This window comes from Actinoplanes oryzae (assembly GCF_030757795.1).
In the GTDB taxonomy this organism is placed as follows: Bacteria; Actinomycetota; Actinomycetes; order Mycobacteriales; family Micromonosporaceae; genus Actinoplanes.
In genome coordinates, this window is sequence record NZ_JAUQWH010000010.1 from 43,319 (window position 1) to 60,928 (window position 17,610).

Annotated in this window: 15 protein-coding genes; 3 read left to right on the forward strand and 12 right to left on the reverse strand. The window is 72.9% G+C overall.

The annotated features are described in order from the left end of the window. The first annotated feature begins 105 nt into the window (after positions 1-105). Positions 106-1,083 carry a tryptophan--tRNA ligase gene (gene trpS, locus RBH18_RS05690; protein ID WP_306204872.1) on the forward strand — a complete coding sequence of 326 codons (978 nt, stop codon included), beginning with the start codon at positions 106-108 and terminating at the stop codon, positions 1,081-1,083. Here the strand turns inward: trpS and RBH18_RS05695 are convergent. The 12 genes from RBH18_RS05695 to RBH18_RS05750 all read right to left on the reverse strand — a co-directional run bounded on the left by RBH18_RS05695 (position 1,080) and on the right by RBH18_RS05750 (position 14,857). Next, positions 1,080-2,654, reverse strand: a complete 1,575-nt coding sequence (locus tag RBH18_RS05695; protein WP_306204873.1) for an ABC transporter permease — start codon at positions 2,652-2,654, stop codon at positions 1,080-1,082. The genes trpS and RBH18_RS05695 overlap by 4 nt on opposite strands. Then, on the reverse strand, positions 2,645-3,421 hold the full coding sequence (locus tag RBH18_RS05700) for an ABC transporter ATP-binding protein (protein WP_306204874.1): 777 nt from the start codon (positions 3,419-3,421) through the stop codon (positions 2,645-2,647). The genes RBH18_RS05695 and RBH18_RS05700 overlap by 10 nt, the downstream gene beginning before the upstream one ends. Positions 3,422-3,467: 46 nt before the next feature. Beyond that, positions 3,468-4,088, reverse strand: a complete 621-nt coding sequence (locus RBH18_RS05705; RefSeq protein WP_306204875.1) for an RlpA-like double-psi beta-barrel domain-containing protein — start codon at positions 4,086-4,088, stop codon at positions 3,468-3,470. 104 nt (positions 4,089-4,192) lie between these two features. Beyond that, complete coding sequence (locus tag RBH18_RS05710) at positions 4,193-5,818, reverse strand: sodium/solute symporter (protein ID WP_306204876.1); 1,626 nt, start codon at positions 5,816-5,818, stop codon at positions 4,193-4,195. Next, positions 5,815-6,327 (reverse strand): DUF485 domain-containing protein, encoded by a 513-nt coding sequence (locus tag RBH18_RS05715; RefSeq protein WP_306204877.1) that lies wholly within the window; start codon positions 6,325-6,327, stop codon positions 5,815-5,817. The genes RBH18_RS05710 and RBH18_RS05715 overlap by 4 nt, the downstream gene beginning before the upstream one ends. A 45-nt stretch (positions 6,328-6,372) precedes the next feature. Next, on the reverse strand, positions 6,373-8,052 hold the full coding sequence (locus tag RBH18_RS05720; protein WP_306204878.1) for a DUF4153 domain-containing protein: 1,680 nt from the start codon (positions 8,050-8,052) through the stop codon (positions 6,373-6,375). Between the two features lie 133 nt (positions 8,053-8,185). Continuing rightward, complete coding sequence (locus tag RBH18_RS05725; RefSeq protein WP_306204927.1) at positions 8,186-9,316, reverse strand: HAMP domain-containing sensor histidine kinase; 1,131 nt, start codon at positions 9,314-9,316, stop codon at positions 8,186-8,188. Between the two features lie 29 nt (positions 9,317-9,345). Next, on the reverse strand, positions 9,346-10,044 hold the full coding sequence (locus RBH18_RS05730; RefSeq protein WP_306204879.1) for a response regulator transcription factor: 699 nt from the start codon (positions 10,042-10,044) through the stop codon (positions 9,346-9,348). A gap of 194 nt (positions 10,045-10,238) precedes the next feature. Further along, complete coding sequence (locus RBH18_RS05735) at positions 10,239-10,982, reverse strand: LytR/AlgR family response regulator transcription factor (RefSeq protein WP_306204880.1); 744 nt, start codon at positions 10,980-10,982, stop codon at positions 10,239-10,241. Next, positions 10,979-12,196 (reverse strand): sensor histidine kinase, encoded by a 1,218-nt coding sequence (locus RBH18_RS05740; protein WP_306204881.1) that lies wholly within the window; start codon positions 12,194-12,196, stop codon positions 10,979-10,981. The genes RBH18_RS05735 and RBH18_RS05740 overlap by 4 nt, the downstream gene beginning before the upstream one ends. A gap of 32 nt (positions 12,197-12,228) precedes the next feature. Beyond that, the gene (locus tag RBH18_RS05745; protein ID WP_306204928.1) at positions 12,229-13,788 is read right to left on the reverse strand and encodes a sugar transferase; all 1,560 of its coding nucleotides are present in this window, start codon (positions 13,786-13,788) and stop codon (positions 12,229-12,231) included. 208 nt (positions 13,789-13,996) lie between these two features. Further along, positions 13,997-14,857 carry an Fpg/Nei family DNA glycosylase gene (locus tag RBH18_RS05750; RefSeq protein WP_306204882.1) on the reverse strand — a complete coding sequence of 287 codons (861 nt, stop codon included), beginning with the start codon at positions 14,855-14,857 and terminating at the stop codon, positions 13,997-13,999. Between the two features lie 25 nt (positions 14,858-14,882). Between RBH18_RS05750 and RBH18_RS05755 the strand changes: the two genes are divergently transcribed. Further along, positions 14,883-16,073 (forward strand): glycosyltransferase family 4 protein, encoded by a 1,191-nt coding sequence (locus RBH18_RS05755; protein WP_306204883.1) that lies wholly within the window; start codon positions 14,883-14,885, stop codon positions 16,071-16,073. A gap of 30 nt (positions 16,074-16,103) precedes the next feature. Then, entirely contained in the window at positions 16,104-17,600 is a 1,497-nt protein-coding gene (locus tag RBH18_RS05760) for an arylsulfotransferase family protein (protein WP_306204884.1), read from the forward strand. Positions 17,601-17,610 lie beyond the last annotated feature (10 nt).

Consider the following 17,610-nt stretch of genomic DNA (forward strand, 5'->3'; position numbering starts at 1 on the left):
GGCCGTCCTAGAGACGGTTGACCTGCCACGCGCTCAGGGCCGTCCGGACGGACGGCCCTTCTTCTTTGCCCGGGGTCGCCCGCGGACCCGACAAAGGAGAACAAAATGACAGCCAGAGTGCTGACCGGCGACCGCCCGACCGGGCCGCTGCATCTCGGCCACTACTTCGGGACGCTGCGCAATCGCGTCGAGCTGCAGCAGCGCGGCGCCGACATGTTTGTCATCGTGGCCGACTACCAGGTGCTGACGGATCGGGACGTGGCCGAGCGGCTCCGGGAGACGGTCGACGGGCTGCTGCTCGACTACCTGGCCGCCGGGCTCGACCCCGAGGGCACCACGGTCTTCGCGCACAGCGCCGTGCCCGCGCTCAATCAGCTGGTGCTGCCCTTCCTGAGCCTGGTCAGCGTGCCGGAGCTGCAGCGCAACCCCACGGTCAAGGACGAGATCCAGCACTCGCGGCAGAGCTCGGTGAGCGGGCTGATGTTCACCTACCCGGTGCACCAGGCCGCCGACATCCTGTTCTGCAAGGGCACCCTCGTGCCCGTGGGCCAGGACCAGATGCCGCACATCGAGGTCACCCGGACGGTGGCGCGGCGCTTCAACGAGCGGTACGGCCCGGTCTTCCCGATCCCGGAGGGCCTGCTCAGCGTCGCGCCGGTCCTCCCCGGCACGGACGGCAAGAAGATGAGCAAGAGCCGCGGCAACGCCATCGCCCTCTCCGCCACCCCCGACGAGACCGCCCGCCTCATCCGGGGCGCCACGACCGACGCCGACCGGCACATCACCTATGACCCTTCGGTGCGGCCCGGCGTCTCGGGACTGGTGCAGCTCGCCGCGCTCTGCCTCGACCGGGATCCGCACGAGGTGGCCGCCGAGATCGGTGACGCCGGGGCGGCCGCGCTGAAGCGGACGGTCACGGAGGTGGTCAACGAGTTCCTCGCGCCGATGCGGGCGCGGCGGGCGGCGTACGCGAAGGACCTTGACACCGTCCGGAAGGTGCTGCGCCGCGGCAACGAGCGCGCGAACGAGCTGGCCGAGCAGACCCTCGCCGAGGTACGCGCGGCGATGGGCACGGTGTATTAGCTGACCGTGGCGAGGAGTTCGGGCATCCGCCTGTCCAGCAGCGGACCGGCCAGGCGGAGTCCGAGGGCGAGCGCCCCGGCGCCGTACGCGACCCCGACCGGCAGCCCCACCCACCGCCACGCGTCGGCGAGCAGCCAGCCGGCGAGCTGCAACGGCAGCGTGGCGAGCGCGGCGCCGGCCAGGGCCGCGAAGCTGAGCAGCGCCTTCGCCGGCCCGGCGCCCGAGTTCATGGCGAAGGGGCTGGTCGAGTCGGGCAGTGCGTAGGCGGCCCGGACGGAGAGCGGCAGCACGATCGCCAGCCCCGAGCCGTACGCGGCGACGACCGTCCCGAACACCGCGGGCGCCCCGGCGAGCCAGTCCCCGACGACGCCCATGACGATCGTGATGACCAGCAGCGCCGGGAGGACGTACACGGAGAAGCCCGCGACCCGCGACGCCAGCTCGACGCGCCCGGGGACGCCGGCCACGACGTTGGCCGCGTAGGCGCTGCGGTCGAAGCCGAACTGGTTCGCCAGACTGACCGCCCCGAGCGCCGCGATGAACACCAGCATCGCGCCCATGCCGAGCTCGGACCCGTCGTTGAGCAGCAGCAACGGCACGAAGACACCGACCACGGCGAAGCTGATCAGCGTGGTGCGCCGCCGCGTCTCCCGCCACCAGTAGCGGGTCTCGCGCGCGGCCAGGGCCCCGAATCGGCTCCGCGGCAGCCACCACGGCACAAGCTGGCCGACCGGGGTGCGGGAAGAGACGCGCTGCCGGGTGCCGCCGCTGCCCGCGGCGCCGAGCATCGCCCTCTCCAGCGTCGCCGACCACCACCACAGCAGCAGCGCGAGGCTGCCGGCGACGATCAGGACCTTGACGGGTACGGCCCACGCCCGCCCCGCCGCGACGTCGAGCCCGAGACTGTACGGCGCCCCGAGCGGGGTCCACGCGAGAACGCTGGTGACCCGGGCGACGCCGCGCCAGTCGGCGTTCTCGGCGGCCGAGGCGGCACCGAGCTGGATCGGGCCGAGCAGCGCGGCGGTGCACGCGAGCACGACAGTCGCCAGGTCCCGGGAGCGCCGGCTGCGCAGCCCCGTGGCGAAGGCGCTGGTCATGGCCCGGCTCAACGCGACGCAGAGGCCGAGTCCGAGGGTCACGCCGGCGAGCTCGGTGACGCCGGCGAGGATCCCGCCGAGGGCGGCCGCGCTGTGGACCATGCCGAGCGTCGCCGCGTACGTGGCCAGGGGTGGAATGCCGACGAGGGCCGCCGTGAACAGGCCGCGGATCAGCGTCGGGCGCCGCAGCGGCAGCAACGCGAAGCGGGCGGGATCGAGCGACTCGTCCACGCCGAAGTAGAGCAGGGGCAGGAACACCCAGCCCAGCACGATCAGGCTGCCGCCGGCCGTGGCGATCAGCTCCGCGGTCCGCTGCTCACCGACCAGCCCGGGCAGGCTGAAGAGCGCATATCCGAGGACGGCCGCGAAGACGCCGAGCAGCGTGCCGAGGACGAAGAGCCCGACCCGCCAGCCGCCCGCCCGCAGCCCTCCGGCGATGAGCCGCAGCTTGAGGCGGACGAACTTCACAACCATGCGAGTTCCGACCCCGTCGCCGTGCGCCCGCCTACCACCTCGACGAAGACGTCCTCCAGCGACCGGTCGCCCCGCACCCCGGCCAGCGGGCCGTTGGCGCGGATCACGCCGCCGGCCATGATCGCGACGTGGCTGCACAGCCGCTCGACCACGGCCATGACGTGGCTGGAGAAGACGACCGTGCCGCCGCCGGAGACGTACCGCTGGAGGATGTCCCGGATGAGCGCGGCCGACACCGGGTCGACCGCCTCGAACGGCTCGTCCAGCACGAGCAGCCGGGGCGCGTGCAGCAGCGCGCAGGCCAGCCCGATCTTCTTCTTCATGCCCGCCGAGTAGTCGACGACCAGCGTCCTGTTGCCCGCGCCCAGCTCGAGGACGTCGAGCAGCTCGCGGCTGCGCTGGTCGACCACGTCGGCGGGCATGCCGCGCAACAGGCCGTGATAGGCGAGCAGCTCGGTGCCGGTCAGCCGGTCGAAGAGCCGGACGCCGTCGGGGAGGACGCCGATGCGGGACTTGGCGGCCGGCGGGTCGGCCCAGACGTCGTGCCCCAGGATGCGGGCCTGTCCGGCGTCGGGCCGCAGGAGCCCGACGGCCATGGACAGGGTGGTCGTCTTGCCGGCGCCGTTCGGGCCGAGCAGGCCGAAGAAGGAACCCGCGGGGACATCGAGGTCGATCCCGGCAACCGCGACCTTCCGGTCGAACCGCTTGGCTAGCCCCCGCAGCTCGAGCGCCGGACCGGCGCTGGCGCGCTGCTGGGGGATCGTCACATCCCGCAACCTAACCGTTGGTCAGGCTCGGGGCCAGCCGGACATTTCAGCCGACGCGCTCGATCACGGCACGGCGGATGAGGAACTTCCCGGCCTCGCGTACCTCTTCGAAGGCGGCGTTGTTGAGCAGCACGCAGCTGCCCGACGGGGTGGCGACCTTCACGGTGATGCTCTTGTTGTTGTCCAGGTTGGTCACCTTGAGCGTGGTGCCGATCGGGAAGGTGCCGCTGGAGGCCGCCGGGGCGCCCGCTTCGCCGGAAAGCGTCACGGTCGAGCCCTTGCAGACCACATCGCCGGTTGCGCCCTGCTCCTGCTCTTCCTCCTGTGCCGGCGGCGGCGTGGTCGCCTGCTGGGTGGGCGCCGTCGTGGCCGGGGCCGGCGGCGCGGCTTCCACGTCACCCGTGCAGCCCGCGGCCGCCCGGCGCTGGTTGATCAGGTTGACCACGTCCTGGCGGTTCGCGATGCGGGCGTCCGAGAGCGCGTCCGGGTTCGCCTTCTGGTCGGCGATGAAGTTCAGGTTGTTCTGCAGCGCCTGATCGAGCCCGGCGCAGTTCTCCCCGGCGCTGCTCAGACCCGTGCTGACCGCGAACGCCCCGCCGGCCAGCGCCGCCGCCGCGATGCCGATGATCACCTTGCGGGTGCGGCTGTTCCTGCGCCTCGAGTACATGCCCTGCTCCTTTGCGTCCGGGGCCGCGCTGCTCGGGTGCAGCTCTGGGGATGGGCCCCTGGGGTGGCACGCTTCAGTACGGAGCGTCGACCTCGAAAGGTTCATTACAGTCGCAAGGATTCCGGCGTGTGCAGCCGCCGCATCGTCGCGCCGATGTCCCGCGGAACGCGTCTCTTTGTCAGCAGGGAAACCGAAATCATGACGGCGAAGGCCAGCGGCACGGTCCACGCGGCGGGCTGCCCGACGACCCCGGCCAGCCAGCCGGGCAGCGGAGATCCCAGCACGGTCAGTAACACCGACGCGATGGCCGCGCCGCCGCCGGCCAGCACCCCGGCGATCGCCCCGGCGTCCGTCAGCCCGCGCCACCAGATGCCGAGCACGAGCAGCGGGCAGAAGCTCGACGCCGCCACCGCGAAGGCCAGCCCCACCACCTGCGAGACGTCCAGGTCGGCCACCTGCAGGGACAGCAGCACCGGTACGGCGGCCGCCAGCACCGTCGCCAGCCGGAAGTCGCGCACCGAGCCGCCCCGCTCGGCGTGCAGCACGTCCGTGAAGATCACCCCGGCGACGCTGGTGAGCAGGCCGGACGAGGTCGACAAAAAGGCGGCCAGGGCCCCGGCCGTGACGAGCGCGCCGAGGAGCTGGCCCAGGTGCCCGTCGCCCAGGGCGGCCTCGGGCAGGAGGAGCACCACGGCGTCGGTGCTGCCGGTCATCAGGAGCTGGGGGGTGTAGATCCGGCCCAGGACGCCGTACGACGTGGGGAGCAGGTAGAAGAGCCCGACGAGCGCGAGCACGACCAGGGTGGTGCGCCGGGCCGAGGCGCCGTCCGGGTTCGTGTAGAAGCGGACGAGCACGTGCGGCAGCCCCATCGTGCCCAGGAACGTGGCCAGGATCAGCGAGTAGGTCGCAAACAGCCCGGTGTCGCCGCCGGGCAGCAGCCATGCGGCGCCTTCGGCCGTGTCCACCGAGCTGACCCGCGGGACCCGGTCGCCCTCGGCGAAGGTGAGCCGCTCGCCCGCGCGGACGGTCAGCGTGCCGTCCAGCACGGCGTCCTGCCGCACCACGACGGTCGTCGCGGCGGGAAAGACCGGGCCGCTGGGCGGGGTGACGGCCGGTCGCCCGTCCGCCTGCCACTGCAGGATCAGGAAGATGACGGGTACGGCCAGAGCAGTCAGCTTGAGCCAGTACTGGAACGCCTGCACGAACGTGATCGCCCGCATCCCGCCCAGGGCCACGTTGGCCGTGACGACGGCGCCGATCAGCAGCGCTCCCCATTCGTACCGGCCGCCCGCCACGGTGGTGAAGGTCAGTCCCGCCCCCTGCAGCTGCGGCACGAGATAGAGGCAGCCGATGAAGATCACGAACACCGTGGCGAGCCGGCGCAACAGAGGCGACCGGAGGCGCACCTCGCAGAAGTCGGGCAGCGTGAACGCCCCCGATCGGCGCAGCGGTGCGGCCACGAAGAGCAGCAACGCGAGGTAGCCGGCGGCGAACCCGACCGGGTACCAGAGGACGTCGACGCCGTACCGCAGGACGAGCCCGGCCACGCCCAGGAACGACGCGGCGGACAGGTATTCGCCACTGATCGCGGCGGCGTTCCAGGCGGGGCTGACCGAGCGGGACGCCACGAGGAAGTCCGATGTGGTGCGGGCGAACCGGAGGCCGTACGCCCCGATGCCGACCGTGATCAGGACGACCACGACCAGCCCGGGGACGACGTACGGGTTCACGACTCCGGCCGCCTGATGACGGCGACGAAGTCCTGCTCGTTGCGCTCGGCCCAGCGCACGTAGGCCCACCCGACGAGCACCAGGAACGGGAACGCGAGCACGCCCAGCAGCACCCACGGCAGGTTGATGCCGAGCACCTTCGCCCGGCCGACCGCCGGCGCCACGGCGAACAACAGCGGCAACGCCCCGAGGCCTGCTGCCACGACCAGGCTGAGCCGCACGGCCAGCGCCAGCTGCGCCCGGACCAGCCCGACGACCAGTGCCTCCCCCACCGGCGTCAGCTCCTCCAGGTCCGCCCGCGTCGGGTCCTGACGTGCCGGTTCCTCCCGGCCCGTGTCATCCGCTCCCGGCCCGCGTGCTCCGCCCGGGGTGACACCGCCCGGGCCCCCGCTCTCCGCGCTCGCGGTGCGCTGAGCGGGACGGCGCTGCGCTGCGGCGGCGGCCACCTCGCCGAGGACGACGCGCGTCCGCCGGGGTGGCCGCGGCTCGGTCGCCGGCTCCTCACTCATGTCCGGCAGTCTTGCCGCCCCGCGCCCGAAGTCAAGCCCCGTCGATCAATACCGGACGGGCGGGCACCCGACCTCCCGCCCCGGCGCCCGCCCGGCGAGCAGCTCGCGGGCCCGCTCGCGCCCGCTGTTCCACCCGCGCCAGTCGTCGCTGCTCGCGGCCAGCCGCCGGGCGATCGGCGCGATCGCGCACGCCCGCTGCTCCGGAGCCAGCCGGTCCAGCGCCGGAACCGCGTCGGCCGACAGGGTCGCCAGGTACGCCGTGTCGATGGTGCCGGTCTGCTCGAAACGCGCGACGTTGCGGTCCGCGATCAGCCGATCGGGGTCGGCGGCGGCCAGGCCCAGCAGGGCGAGCACCCCGGCGGCCACGACGGCCCGGGGCAGCCATGCCGCCCGCAGCCGCACCCCGGCGCCGAGAATCATCAGGAAGACCGCGCCGAGCCAGGCCTCGCAGAGCATCACCAGAACGCGCAGCCGGGTCAGCCCGTAGGTGTCTGCGTAGAGGTCCATGCGGTGCAGCGCCGAGGCCACGATCACCAGCGTGAGGAGCGACAGTGCGCCGAGAACGACCCGGACCAGCATCCGGTCGGCCCGCGCGCTCCGGGGCGCCCAGCGGGCCGCGCCGGCCAGCACGAGCAGGGTCAGCCCGGTGATCACCAGCAGCTGCCAGAAGCCGCTGCGGGCATATTCCGCGTAGGTCAGGCCCTCGGTGACCAGCACGTGCTGCGCGCCTCCGAAGAGGACGGTCAGCTGCACCGCCACGAACAGCGCGAAAAGCAGGACGAGCAGCGACAGCGGCACCGCCCACTCCAGCCTCCGCACCCGGCGGGGCGTGCGCGCGCTGCGCCCGGCGGCCGGCGGCGCGGCCCGGAGATAGGCGGCACCCCCGAGAACTCCGCCCGCGACGGCGAAGACGAACACCCAGCGCACGACCGTCACCGCGTCGACGTCGGGCACGACGGTCCGCAAAATGCCCGCGAACGCCGCATCCGCCGAGGCGAACAACGCCCCGAAGACCACCAGCAGCACCAGCGAGACGACCACGGTGACTCCCAGCCGCAACCCGCCGCTGCCCGCAGCCGGCTCGGACCCGCCGCCGCTGCCCTCGCCCGGCACGGACGCACCGCCGGCCGGGCGACCGGTCAGCAGCCCGCGCCCCACCCACGGCGCGGCCCGGAACGGGGAACACGCCGCCAGCAGCAGGACCCGGGCCAGGCTCCGGCCCGGCGACCCGCCGGCGGCGAGGGCGCCGGTGAGCATGGCGGTGAGCAGGCACAGCACGAACAGCCAGCCGGCCGCCCGGACAGTGCCCACTGCGATCAGGAGCACGGTGGCGCTGGCCCACACGTGCCGCGCGGGATCGAGCGCCCGGGCCGGCCCGGGCACCAGCGGCGGAGGACCGCCGGACGGGCGCTGCGGCACGAGACGCGCCACGGTCAGCGCCGCGAGGCCGGCGGCCACGGCGACGAGCCAGCCGGCGCCGCCCCGGGACAGCGGCACGCTGACCGCGGCGACCGCGGCGGCGGCCAGCAGGGACCAGGCCGTGGGCGCGGCGGCCGGGCGGCCGGGACCGGGCCAGCTGTGCCCCCAGACGGAGAAGTGCGGCCACGGACCCAGGATCGGCGGCATCGGCGGAGCTCCGCCCGGGCCCTTCCCACCGTGCTGCGCCCCTGGGGGCTTGGTGGCGAGGGCGGCGGCCGGCTGCGGTCGTCCGGTGGGATTGGACATGGCTTTATCCCCCTGTGCGTGGCATTTGTCCCGGAGAAAGGGACAGCGGATCCCGTCCCACGACCGGCGCGGAAAGGCCGTGGGCTGGAAGAAGGGCTGGATGAAGATGTGTACAGCGGCCGGGCCGCTGGGGTCAGGCGAGCGGCAGACGCACGTGGATGTGGCAGCCGGGCAGCGGGTCGGCCACGGTGATCGGGCCGCCGGATAGCGGGCCGGCCACGGCGATCGGGCCGCCGGGCAGCGGGTCGGCGACGGCGATCGGGCCGCCGGGCGGCGGGTCGGCGACGGCGATCGAGCCGCCGTGGAGCTGGGCCACCCAGCGGGCGATGGCCAGGCCGAGGCCCGTGCCGCCGCCGGTGGCCCGCTCGCCGCGGGTGAAGCGCTCGAAAACCCGCTCGCGCTCGGCCGGCGGGATGCCGTCGCCCTGGTCGGAGACGGCGATGCGCAGGCAGTCGTCGTGGCGCTCAGCGCGGACCGTCACCGTGCCGCCGGGCGGGCTGTGCCGGGCGGCATTGTCGAGCAGGTTGGCGAAGAGCTGGTGCAGCCGCTCGCGGTCGCCGCCGATCGTGCACGCCGGGGCGGTGACCTCGAAGTGGACCTCCCGGCCGGTGCCGTCGGCGGTGACCCGGGCCTCGCGGACGACCTCCTCCAGGAAGGAGGGCACGTCGATCGGCCTGCGGACCAGGGGCACCACGCCCGCGTCGAGCCGGGACAGGTCCAGCAGCTCGGTGACCAGGCGGCCGAGGCGCTCGGTCTGGGCCAGCGCGGTGCGCATGGTGTCGGGCTCGGCCTGCGAGACGCCGTCGACGATGTTCTCCAGCAGGCCGCGCAGGGCGGTGATCGGCGTCCGCAGCTCGTGGGACACGTTGGCGATCAGCTCGCGGCGCTGCTGGTCCGCCGCGGCGAGGTCGGCGGCCATCTGGTTGAAGGCGGTGGCCAGCTCGCCCACCTCGTCGCGGGAGGTGGCGCGGACCCGCAGGGTGTAGTCGCCGCGGGCCATCGCCTTGGCCGCGATCGTCATCTCCCGCAGCGGCACGGTCGCGCCGTGCGCCATGACCTGCAGCGTGACCAGGCCGAGGGCGACCGCGACGGCGAACCACGCGACGTCGACGCGGATCCAGTCGAGGCTCCACCAGAAGATGAGCAGCCCCACGCCGCCCGCGATGCCGAGGGCGCCGGCGAGCTTGGCCTTGATCGAGCGCACCGGATCGAGCGGCTGCGGGAGCCGGCCCAGCAGGCGCACGAGGACGGCCGGCAGGCGCATCTGGCGGCCGAGCAGGAAGACCGGCAGCTTCACCGGGCCACCTCCAGCGCGTAGCCGACGCCGTGGACCGTGCGGATGAGGTCGGCGCCGATCTTGCGGCGCAGGCCCTTGATATGGCTGTCGACCGTGCGCGTGCCCGACGCGTCCGCCCAGCCCCACACGTCGGCCAGCAGCCGCTCGCGGGGCAGGACCGTGCGCGGGTGGGCGGCCAGATGCGCGAGCAGGTCGAACTCGGTCGGCGTGAGCCGCGCCTCGACCCCGGCGCGCAGCACCCGGCGCTCCGACAGATTGATCTCGAGGTCGCCGAAGCGCAGCAGCTCCGGGGCGGCCGGCGCGGCGTTGCGGACCGCGCGGCGCAGCAGGGCGTGCACCCGGGCGGTCAGCTCGCGCATCGAGAACGGCTTGGTGAGGTAGTCGTCGGCGCCCACCGCCAGGCCGACGAGCAGGTCGGTCTCGTCGTCGCGGGCGGTCAGCATGAGGATCGGCACCGGCCGCTCGGCCTGCACGCGGCGGCACACCTCGAGGCCGTCGAAGCCCGGCAGCATGACGTCGAGCACGATCGCATCGGGCCGGGTGCGGCGGGCGGCCTCCACCGCGCCGGGGCCGTCGGCGGCGAGATCGACCGCGAAGCCCTCGGCCCGCAGCCGCGCGGCGACCGCCTCGGCGATCGTCCGCTCGTCCTCGACCACGAGGACCCGCCGTTGCGGCGTGTCGGGCGCACCCGTCATCTCGTGCCACCTCCTCGAAGCAGGAGGAACAAGTGCGGCGCGCCCCCGTGGCGCGCCGACCCCGCCCCTGCGCCGAGCAGCTTATTGACTTGTCGTGCAGGCGCGGAGGGGGAGTTGTGGACAACCCGTGAAGATCTGCAGCCTGTGGATAACTCTGGGGACAACCTGTGGAGGCTGTGGATAACTCTGTGGATTCAGCGCGTCCAGTCGTTCTTCACGGCCCGGATCAGGCGGTCCTTGAGCTCGCGGGTGTGCCGGCGGCTCACGGGCAGCTCGGCGCCGTCGATGCTGACCACATAACCGGACGAGGTCAGGCGCAGCTCCCGCACCAGCCGGAGCTGGACCAGGTACGACCGGTGGATGCGCACGAACCCCGCGTCGGCCCAGCGTTCGGCGAGGGTGGCGAGCGAGACGCGTACGAGATGGGAGTTGTCGGCCGTGTGCAGCCGCGCGTAGTCCCCCTGCGCCTCCACCCACCGCACCGACGACCGCGGCAGCAGCCGGGTCGTGCCCGCCAGCTCGACCGGGATGCTGGGCTCGTCCTCCCGCTTCGGCGGCGCCGGCGCCGGCGTGGCCCGCAGCCCCGCGACCCGGCGCAGCGACTCGCCGAGGCGCTCGGCCCGGACCGGTTTGCGCACATAGTCCGTGACGCCCAGGTCGAAGGCGTCCACCGCCCCGTCGTCGTAGGCGGTCACGAAGACGATCGCCGGCGGACGCGCGAAGCGGTGCAGGATCCGGGCGAGCTCCATGCCGTCCAGCCCCGGCATCCGGATGTCCAGGAACACCGCGTCGACCTCGGTGTCCCGCAGCACGCGCAACGCCTCGGTCGCGTCGCCGGCCCGGTGCACGTACGCCACCCGAGCGTCGGCGTTGAGCAAGTAGGCGAGCTCGTCCAGCGCCGGTGGTTCGTCATCCACGGCCAGGACCACGAGACTCACGCGCGTACCCCCGGATGGAATTTCGGCACTCGCATGCTCACCTTGGTCCCCGCTCCCGGCGCTGTCTCCACGACGAGCCCGAAGCGGTCGCCGAAGACCGTGCGCAGCCGCTCGTCCACATTCGAGAGCCCGACGTGCTGCCCGGCCTCGTCACCCCTGCCGTTCGAGGCCGCCGCCTGCGCGACCCCCGCGGCCAGCGCCGCCGGATCCATGCCCACCCCGTCGTCCTCGACCGTGATGTGACATTCGGCACCGGCATCACGGGCTTCGATGCTCACCATACCGACGCCGGGCTTGCGCGACAGCCCGTGCCGGACGGCGTTCTCCACGAGCGGCTGCAGGCACAGGAACGGCAGCCCGACCGGCAGCACCTCGGGCGCGATCTGCAGGCGCACCTGCAGCCGGTCGCCGAAGCGGGCCCGCTCGATGGTCAGATAGCGGTCGATCGACCGCAGCTCCTCGGCGAGCGTGGTGAACTCGCCGTGCGCGCGGAACGAGTAGCGGGTGAACTCGGCGAACTCCAGGATCAGCTCCCGCGCCCGCTCGGGATCGGTGCGGACGAACGAGGCGATCGCGGTCAGCGCGTTGTAGATGAAGTGCGGGCTGATCTGGGCCCGCAGCGCGCGCACCTCCGCCCGGGCCAGCCGCTCGCGGGAGGAATCGAGCTCGGCCAGCGCCAGCTGCGAGCCCGCCCACCGGGCCGTCTCCATGGTCGCCTGGACCAGCCCGGGCGCCGGATGACTGTCGGCGACCGCGACGAGCGCACCCAGCGCCTGCCCGTCCGCGCCGGTCAGCGGCGCGACCACCGCGCCGCGCACGATGCAGTCGACCCGGTCGCAGGGCAGGTCACCGGCGCTCAGCACGATCGACCGGTTGCCGGTGACGACCCGCCGGGCCGCCTCGGCGAACTGGTCGCCGTGGTGGCTTCCCCGCCCGTCGAAGGCCAGGCACCGCTCCGCGTCGGCGACGGTCAGCCCCGGCGCGCCGACCAGCCGGCGCAGGTGCCGGGCCGCCTTGCCGGCGGTCGCGGCGGTCAGGCCCGTACGCAAGGGCTCCGCAGCCAGCGACGCCGAGTGCAGCACGTCATAGGTCGCCCGCTGCTCCGCCGTCGCGACCCCGCGCCGGGCCCGCAGCCGCAGCACCGCCACCACCGCCCCGCCGAGCGCGACCAGGACGGCGACGACGGCGACCGCGCTGCCGATCTGTCCGCCCATGCGGAGATCCTGACGGCAACGGCGGCAAAGCGCTAGTAAGCGCCCTTCTGCTTGAGGACCACCCCGACCGTACGCCAGAGAATGCCCAGGTCGTACGTGAGCGACCAGTTGTCGACGTAGTACAGGTCGAGCCGCACGGCCTCGTCCCACGACAGGTCGGAGCGGCCGGACACCTGCCACAGGCCGGTGATGCCGGGGCGCACCAGCAGCCGCCGCCGCACGTCGCCCAGATAGTCGCCGTCGTCGGCGGGTAGCGGCCGCGGCCCGACCAGCGACATCTCGCCCTTGAGCACGTTGATCAGCTGCGGCAGCTCGTCGAGCGAGGTGTTCCGCAGCTTGCTGCCGAAGGCGAAGATGCGCGGGTCGTTCTTCATCTTGAAGAGCATGCCGTCGGAGTCGTTGAGCTCCTCGAGGCTGGCCTTGCGCTCTTCGGCGTCCACGTACATGGTCCGGAACTTCCAGACCCGGAACGTGCGGCCCTCGTGACCGACGCGCGGCTGGCGGAAGAACACCGGGCCGGGGTCGGAGAGCCGGATGCCGATCGCGATGACCGCGAGCACCGGCGAGAGGAACAGCAGCCCGAAGAAGGCGACCACGCGGTCGATGAGGTTCTTGACCAGCCAGCCGGGGCCGGAGAGGGTCGGCTCCTCCACGTGCAGCAGCGGCAGGCCCTCGATCGGGCGGATGTGCACGCGCGGGCCGGCGATGTCGGTGAGCTGCGGCGCGACGACGAGGTCGACGCCGGTGCCCTCGAGCTGCCAGGCCAGGCGGCGCAGCTCGCCGGGCTCGGAGCTGGCCGAGCCGCAGACCGCGATCGTGTCGGCGCCCACCTCGCGGACGAGGGTCAGCACGTCGCGTCCGGCATAGACCGGGACCGGCGTCTCGATGCCCCGGGCCGCCGCATAGCCGTCGGTGATGTGGATCGCGACGGGGATGAGGCCGGCGGCCGGGCTGCGGGTGACCGCGGTGTAGACCTCGAGCGCCTCGGGCAGCGTGCCGACCAGGATCATCCGGTGCGCGCCGTGGCCGGTCTTGCGCCGGGCGACGTGCAGGACCTGCCGGGCTGCGACCCGGCAGAACAAGATGAAGATCAGGGCCGTGATCGTCACATAGCCGATGGTCAGACGCGACAGCTCGGTCTTGGTGCCGAACGCGAGCAGGGAGACCGCGGCGACCACGGCGACGAACGCCCGGACGACGCGTTTGTACTCCTCGCTGCCCAGGCCCAGGCAGCGGCGGTCGTAGCTGCCGTTGCCCCACAGGATCGCCAGCCAGCCGAGCGGCAGGCCGATGAAGGCCACGAGGTAGAAGATCTCCTCGCGGCCCTGGAAGCCGGAGCTCGCCTTCTGGATGAACGTGACCGCGAGATAGCTCGCGAAGAGCGCGGAGATCAGGTCCAGGAAGACCAGGATCGCCGTGTACGGCCGGTGCCACCGGGAGAGCCGGCGGTGCTGACGCGTCCACGCGGACCGTGGCACGCCGTTACTCGGCGGTGGCTCCTGCTGCCACTCGAAGCTGTCGTACGGCATGCCGCTCCGGCTCTTGCTGGTGCTGGGCGCCGGGCGCTGGAGGCTTGTGGTCACCTCGCCTATGTCCTCCCGCATCACGGACCGCCCGCACCGCGAACATTACGCACCGCCACGGCCCCCGGAACCCCGGCGGGGCCGTCGATGCCCCATGCGCGACGGACGACGCGTGGGGACCGGGCCACTATACCGATGGAACGACGCAGAAGAAGGTGACGTCGTGGCAGCTTTCGACGTGTCCTCACGCGATCACTGCCTGTGACGGCCGGCGGCGTCAGCGGATCAGCTTCGACAGTCGGCGGTCGGCCAGCGGTTTGCCGCCGGTCTGACACGTCGGGCAGTACTGAAGACTCTTGTCTGCGAACGAGACCTCACGCACCGTGTCGCCGCAGACCGGGCAGGGCAGCCCGGTGCGCGCGTGCACCCGCATCCCGGCCCGCTTCTCGCCCTTGAGCTCGGCGGCCTTCTGCCCCACCGACCGGGTCACGGCGTCGGTCTCCACCTGGCGCGTCGCCTCGTAGAGCGTGGTGAGCTGCTCGTCGGTCAGCTTGCCGGTCAGTGCGAACGGCGACATCCTGGCCACGTGCAGGATCTCGTCGGAGTAGGCGTTGCCGATCCCGGCGAGCACCTCCTGATCGGTCAGCACGCCCTTGACCTGCCCGTTGCGGCTGCGGATCCGCTCGGCGAACTCGTCACGGTCCACCGCCAGCGCGTCGGGGCCGAGGCGGGCCACGCCGGGCACCTCGGCCGGGTCGCGTACGAGATAAGCGGCCAGGGATTTCTGCGTGCCGGCCTCCGTCAGGTCGAAGCCGGAGCCGTCGTCGAGCCGGACCCGGATCGCGATCGGGCCGCTGCCCGGCTTGAGCGGCGCGGGCGACTTGAAGGAGTCGCGGTAGTGCAGCCAGCCGGCCCGGGCCAGATGCACGACGAGATGGACGTCGGCGCCGAGCCCGACGTCGAGGAACTTGCCGTGCCGGCCGGCGGAGGCGACCGTCAGTCCGGCCACGGCGCTCGGCGCGGGGTCATAGGTCTTCAGGGCACTGAACGAGGACACCTCGAAGCGCTCCACGGTGTGGCCGACCGCACGCTCCCGCAGGTACGCGGCGAGCGCCTCGACCTCGGGCAGCTCTGGCACACAGACAACGGTAGCGTTTGTCGCCGTGAAGGTCGTCGTTGCGCACAACAGATACCGCGAGGCGATTCCCTCCGGGGAGAACGTCATCGTCGACACCGAGATCGCCCAGCTCGCCGAGGCCGGGGTCGACGTGCTGCCGTTCCAGCGTGCCTCCGACTCGATCGGTGACCTGCCGGCGGTGGAGAAGGCTCTGCTGCCGGTGTCGCCGATCTGGGGCCGGGCCGCCCAGCGCGACCTCGCGGAGCTGCTGGAGCGCGAGCGTCCGGACGTGCTGCATCTGCACAACCCGTACCCGTTGCTGTCGCCGTGGGTCGTCAAGACCGCGCACAAGCACGGCGTGCCGGTGGTGCAGACCGTGCACAACTATCGGCAGGTGTGCTCCTCCGGCCTCTACTTCCGCGACGGGCACAATTGCCACGACTGCCGAGGAAAAGCGTTCGGCTGGCCGGCGGTGCAGCACAAGTGCTACCGCGGCTCGGCGGCGCAGAGCGCGCTGATGGCCACCACGCTCGCGGTGCACCGGCCCACCTGGCGCTCGGTCGACCGGTACATCGCGCTGACCGGGCGGATCGCGGACCACCTGCGCGACTACGGCATCCCGGACGACCGCATCGTGATCAAGCCCAACGGCCTGCCGGACCCGGGCGAGCCGGCGCCGCTGGGCGACGGTTTCCTCTACGCCGCCCGGCTCTCCCCGGAGAAGGGCCTGGACCTGCTGCTGCAGGCCTGGCGGCAGCACCCGGACGGCGAGCTGGGCCCGCTCCGCATCGCGGGCGACGGCGAGTTGCGCGAGCTCGCCGAGCGGGCCGCCGCCGAGCGCGACGACGTGACCTATCTCGGGCCGCTGGACCGGGCCGGCATGACCGCCGCCCGGGACGCGGCGTCGGTCGTGGTCGCCGTGCCGACGTGGAACGACGTGCTCCCGACGGTGATCCTGGAGGCGATGGCCGCCGGGCGCCCGGTGCTGGGCACGGACGTGGGCGGCATCCCCTATCTGCTCGGCGTCGGCGAGACCGCGGAGCCGGCGGGCTGGGCCGTGCCCCCGGACCCGGCGGCGCTGGCGGCGGCACTGCCGATCGCCCGGGCGGGCGCCGCGCTGAAGGCGGCCGCGGCCCGCGAGCGCTATCTCGGCGCCTTCCACCCGGACGTCGTGACCCGGCGGCTGCTCGGAATTTACTCGGAACTGACGGCAAATTCCCAGGTCACATCGAGATAGAGCGGGCCCGGAACGGGAAAGCTCGGCCGCATGACTTCTCGCCGCACACTGCTGCTGGGCATCGGAGGGGCCGCCGTGGTGGCGGCCGCGGGCGGCGGCGTCGGCTATGCGCTGGCGCCCTCCTCCGCGCCTTCGGAGGGTCAGGCGGACACGGCCGCGACGCCCGCGGCCTACAAGTCGCGGCCCGACCTGAACCCGGTGCCCGTCACGATCACCACGCCCGCGACCGGCACCACGCCGGGCGTCATCATGCTGACCCCGTTCGCCACGGCGACCGGTCCGCTGATCGTGAACCAGGCGGGTCAGACCGTCTGGTACCGCAGCGTGCCGCCGCCCGCCACGGTCGCCATCGACTTCAAGGCGCAGACCTACCGCGGCGAGCCGGTGCTGACCTGGTGGGAGGGCACGATCGGCGGCACCGGCGGCCAGGGCGTGGGGCAGGGCGAGTTCGTGATCGCGGACAGCGCGTACCGGGAGATCACCCGGGTCCGCGCGGTCGGCTCGGAGCAGGCGGACCAGCACGACTTCGTGATCACGCCGCAGAACACGGCGCTCTTCTGGGTCTACGACCCGATCCCGTACGACCTCACGCCGCTCGGCGGCCCCGCGGACGGCGTCCTGCACGAGGGCGTCATCCAGGAGGTCGACATCGAGACCGGCGAGCGCCTGTGGGAATGGCGCTCCAGCAAGTACGTGCCGATCGACGAGTCCTACGCGCCGGTGCCGACGGGCGACTCGGCCCACCTGCCGTACGACTACTTCCACGCCAACTCCGTCGGCCTCGACGCGGACGGCAACGTGCTCGTGTCGGCCCGCCACACGTGGACCACTTACAAGATCAACAAGCGCACCGGCGCCGTCATGTGGCGGGTGGGTGGCAAGAAATCGTCGTTCACAGTGGCCGCCGACGCCGCCTTCAGCTGGCAGCACGACTTCCGGCGGCGCAGCGACGGTACGTACAGCGTCTTCGACAACGGCGCCGGCCTGACCCAGCAGAAGGACCAGAGCCGGGGCCTGATCTTCCGGATCGACGAGTCGGCGAAGACGGTCGCCATGGTCCGCGAGTTCAAGCACCCGCAGAAGCTGCTGGCCCCGACCCAGGGCAACTTCCGCGAGCTCCCGGACGGCGGCTCCTTCATCGGCTGGGGCCAGTCGCCGTGGTTCACCGAGTACGCCCCCGACGGCACCGTCCGCCTCGACGGCCACCTGCCCCTGGACAACCAGTCGTACCGCGCCTACAAGATCGACTGGGCGGGCGCCCCGGCGGACCAGCCGGCCCTCGGCCTCCGCGTCGAGAACGACACCGTCATCGTCAACGCCAGCTGGAACGGCGCGACGAAGGTGGCCACGTGGCGGGCGCGCTCGGGCTCGCAGCCCGGCCAGCTCGCGCAGCCGGTGGAGGCGGCGTCGGCCGGCTTCGAGACCGAGCTGACGATCCCGGGCATGGTCGAGTACGTCGCCGTGGACGCCTTGGACGAGGCCGGCAAGGTGCTGGGCACCTCGTCGGCCATTCCCGTCCGCGTGTGAGGCCGGCATG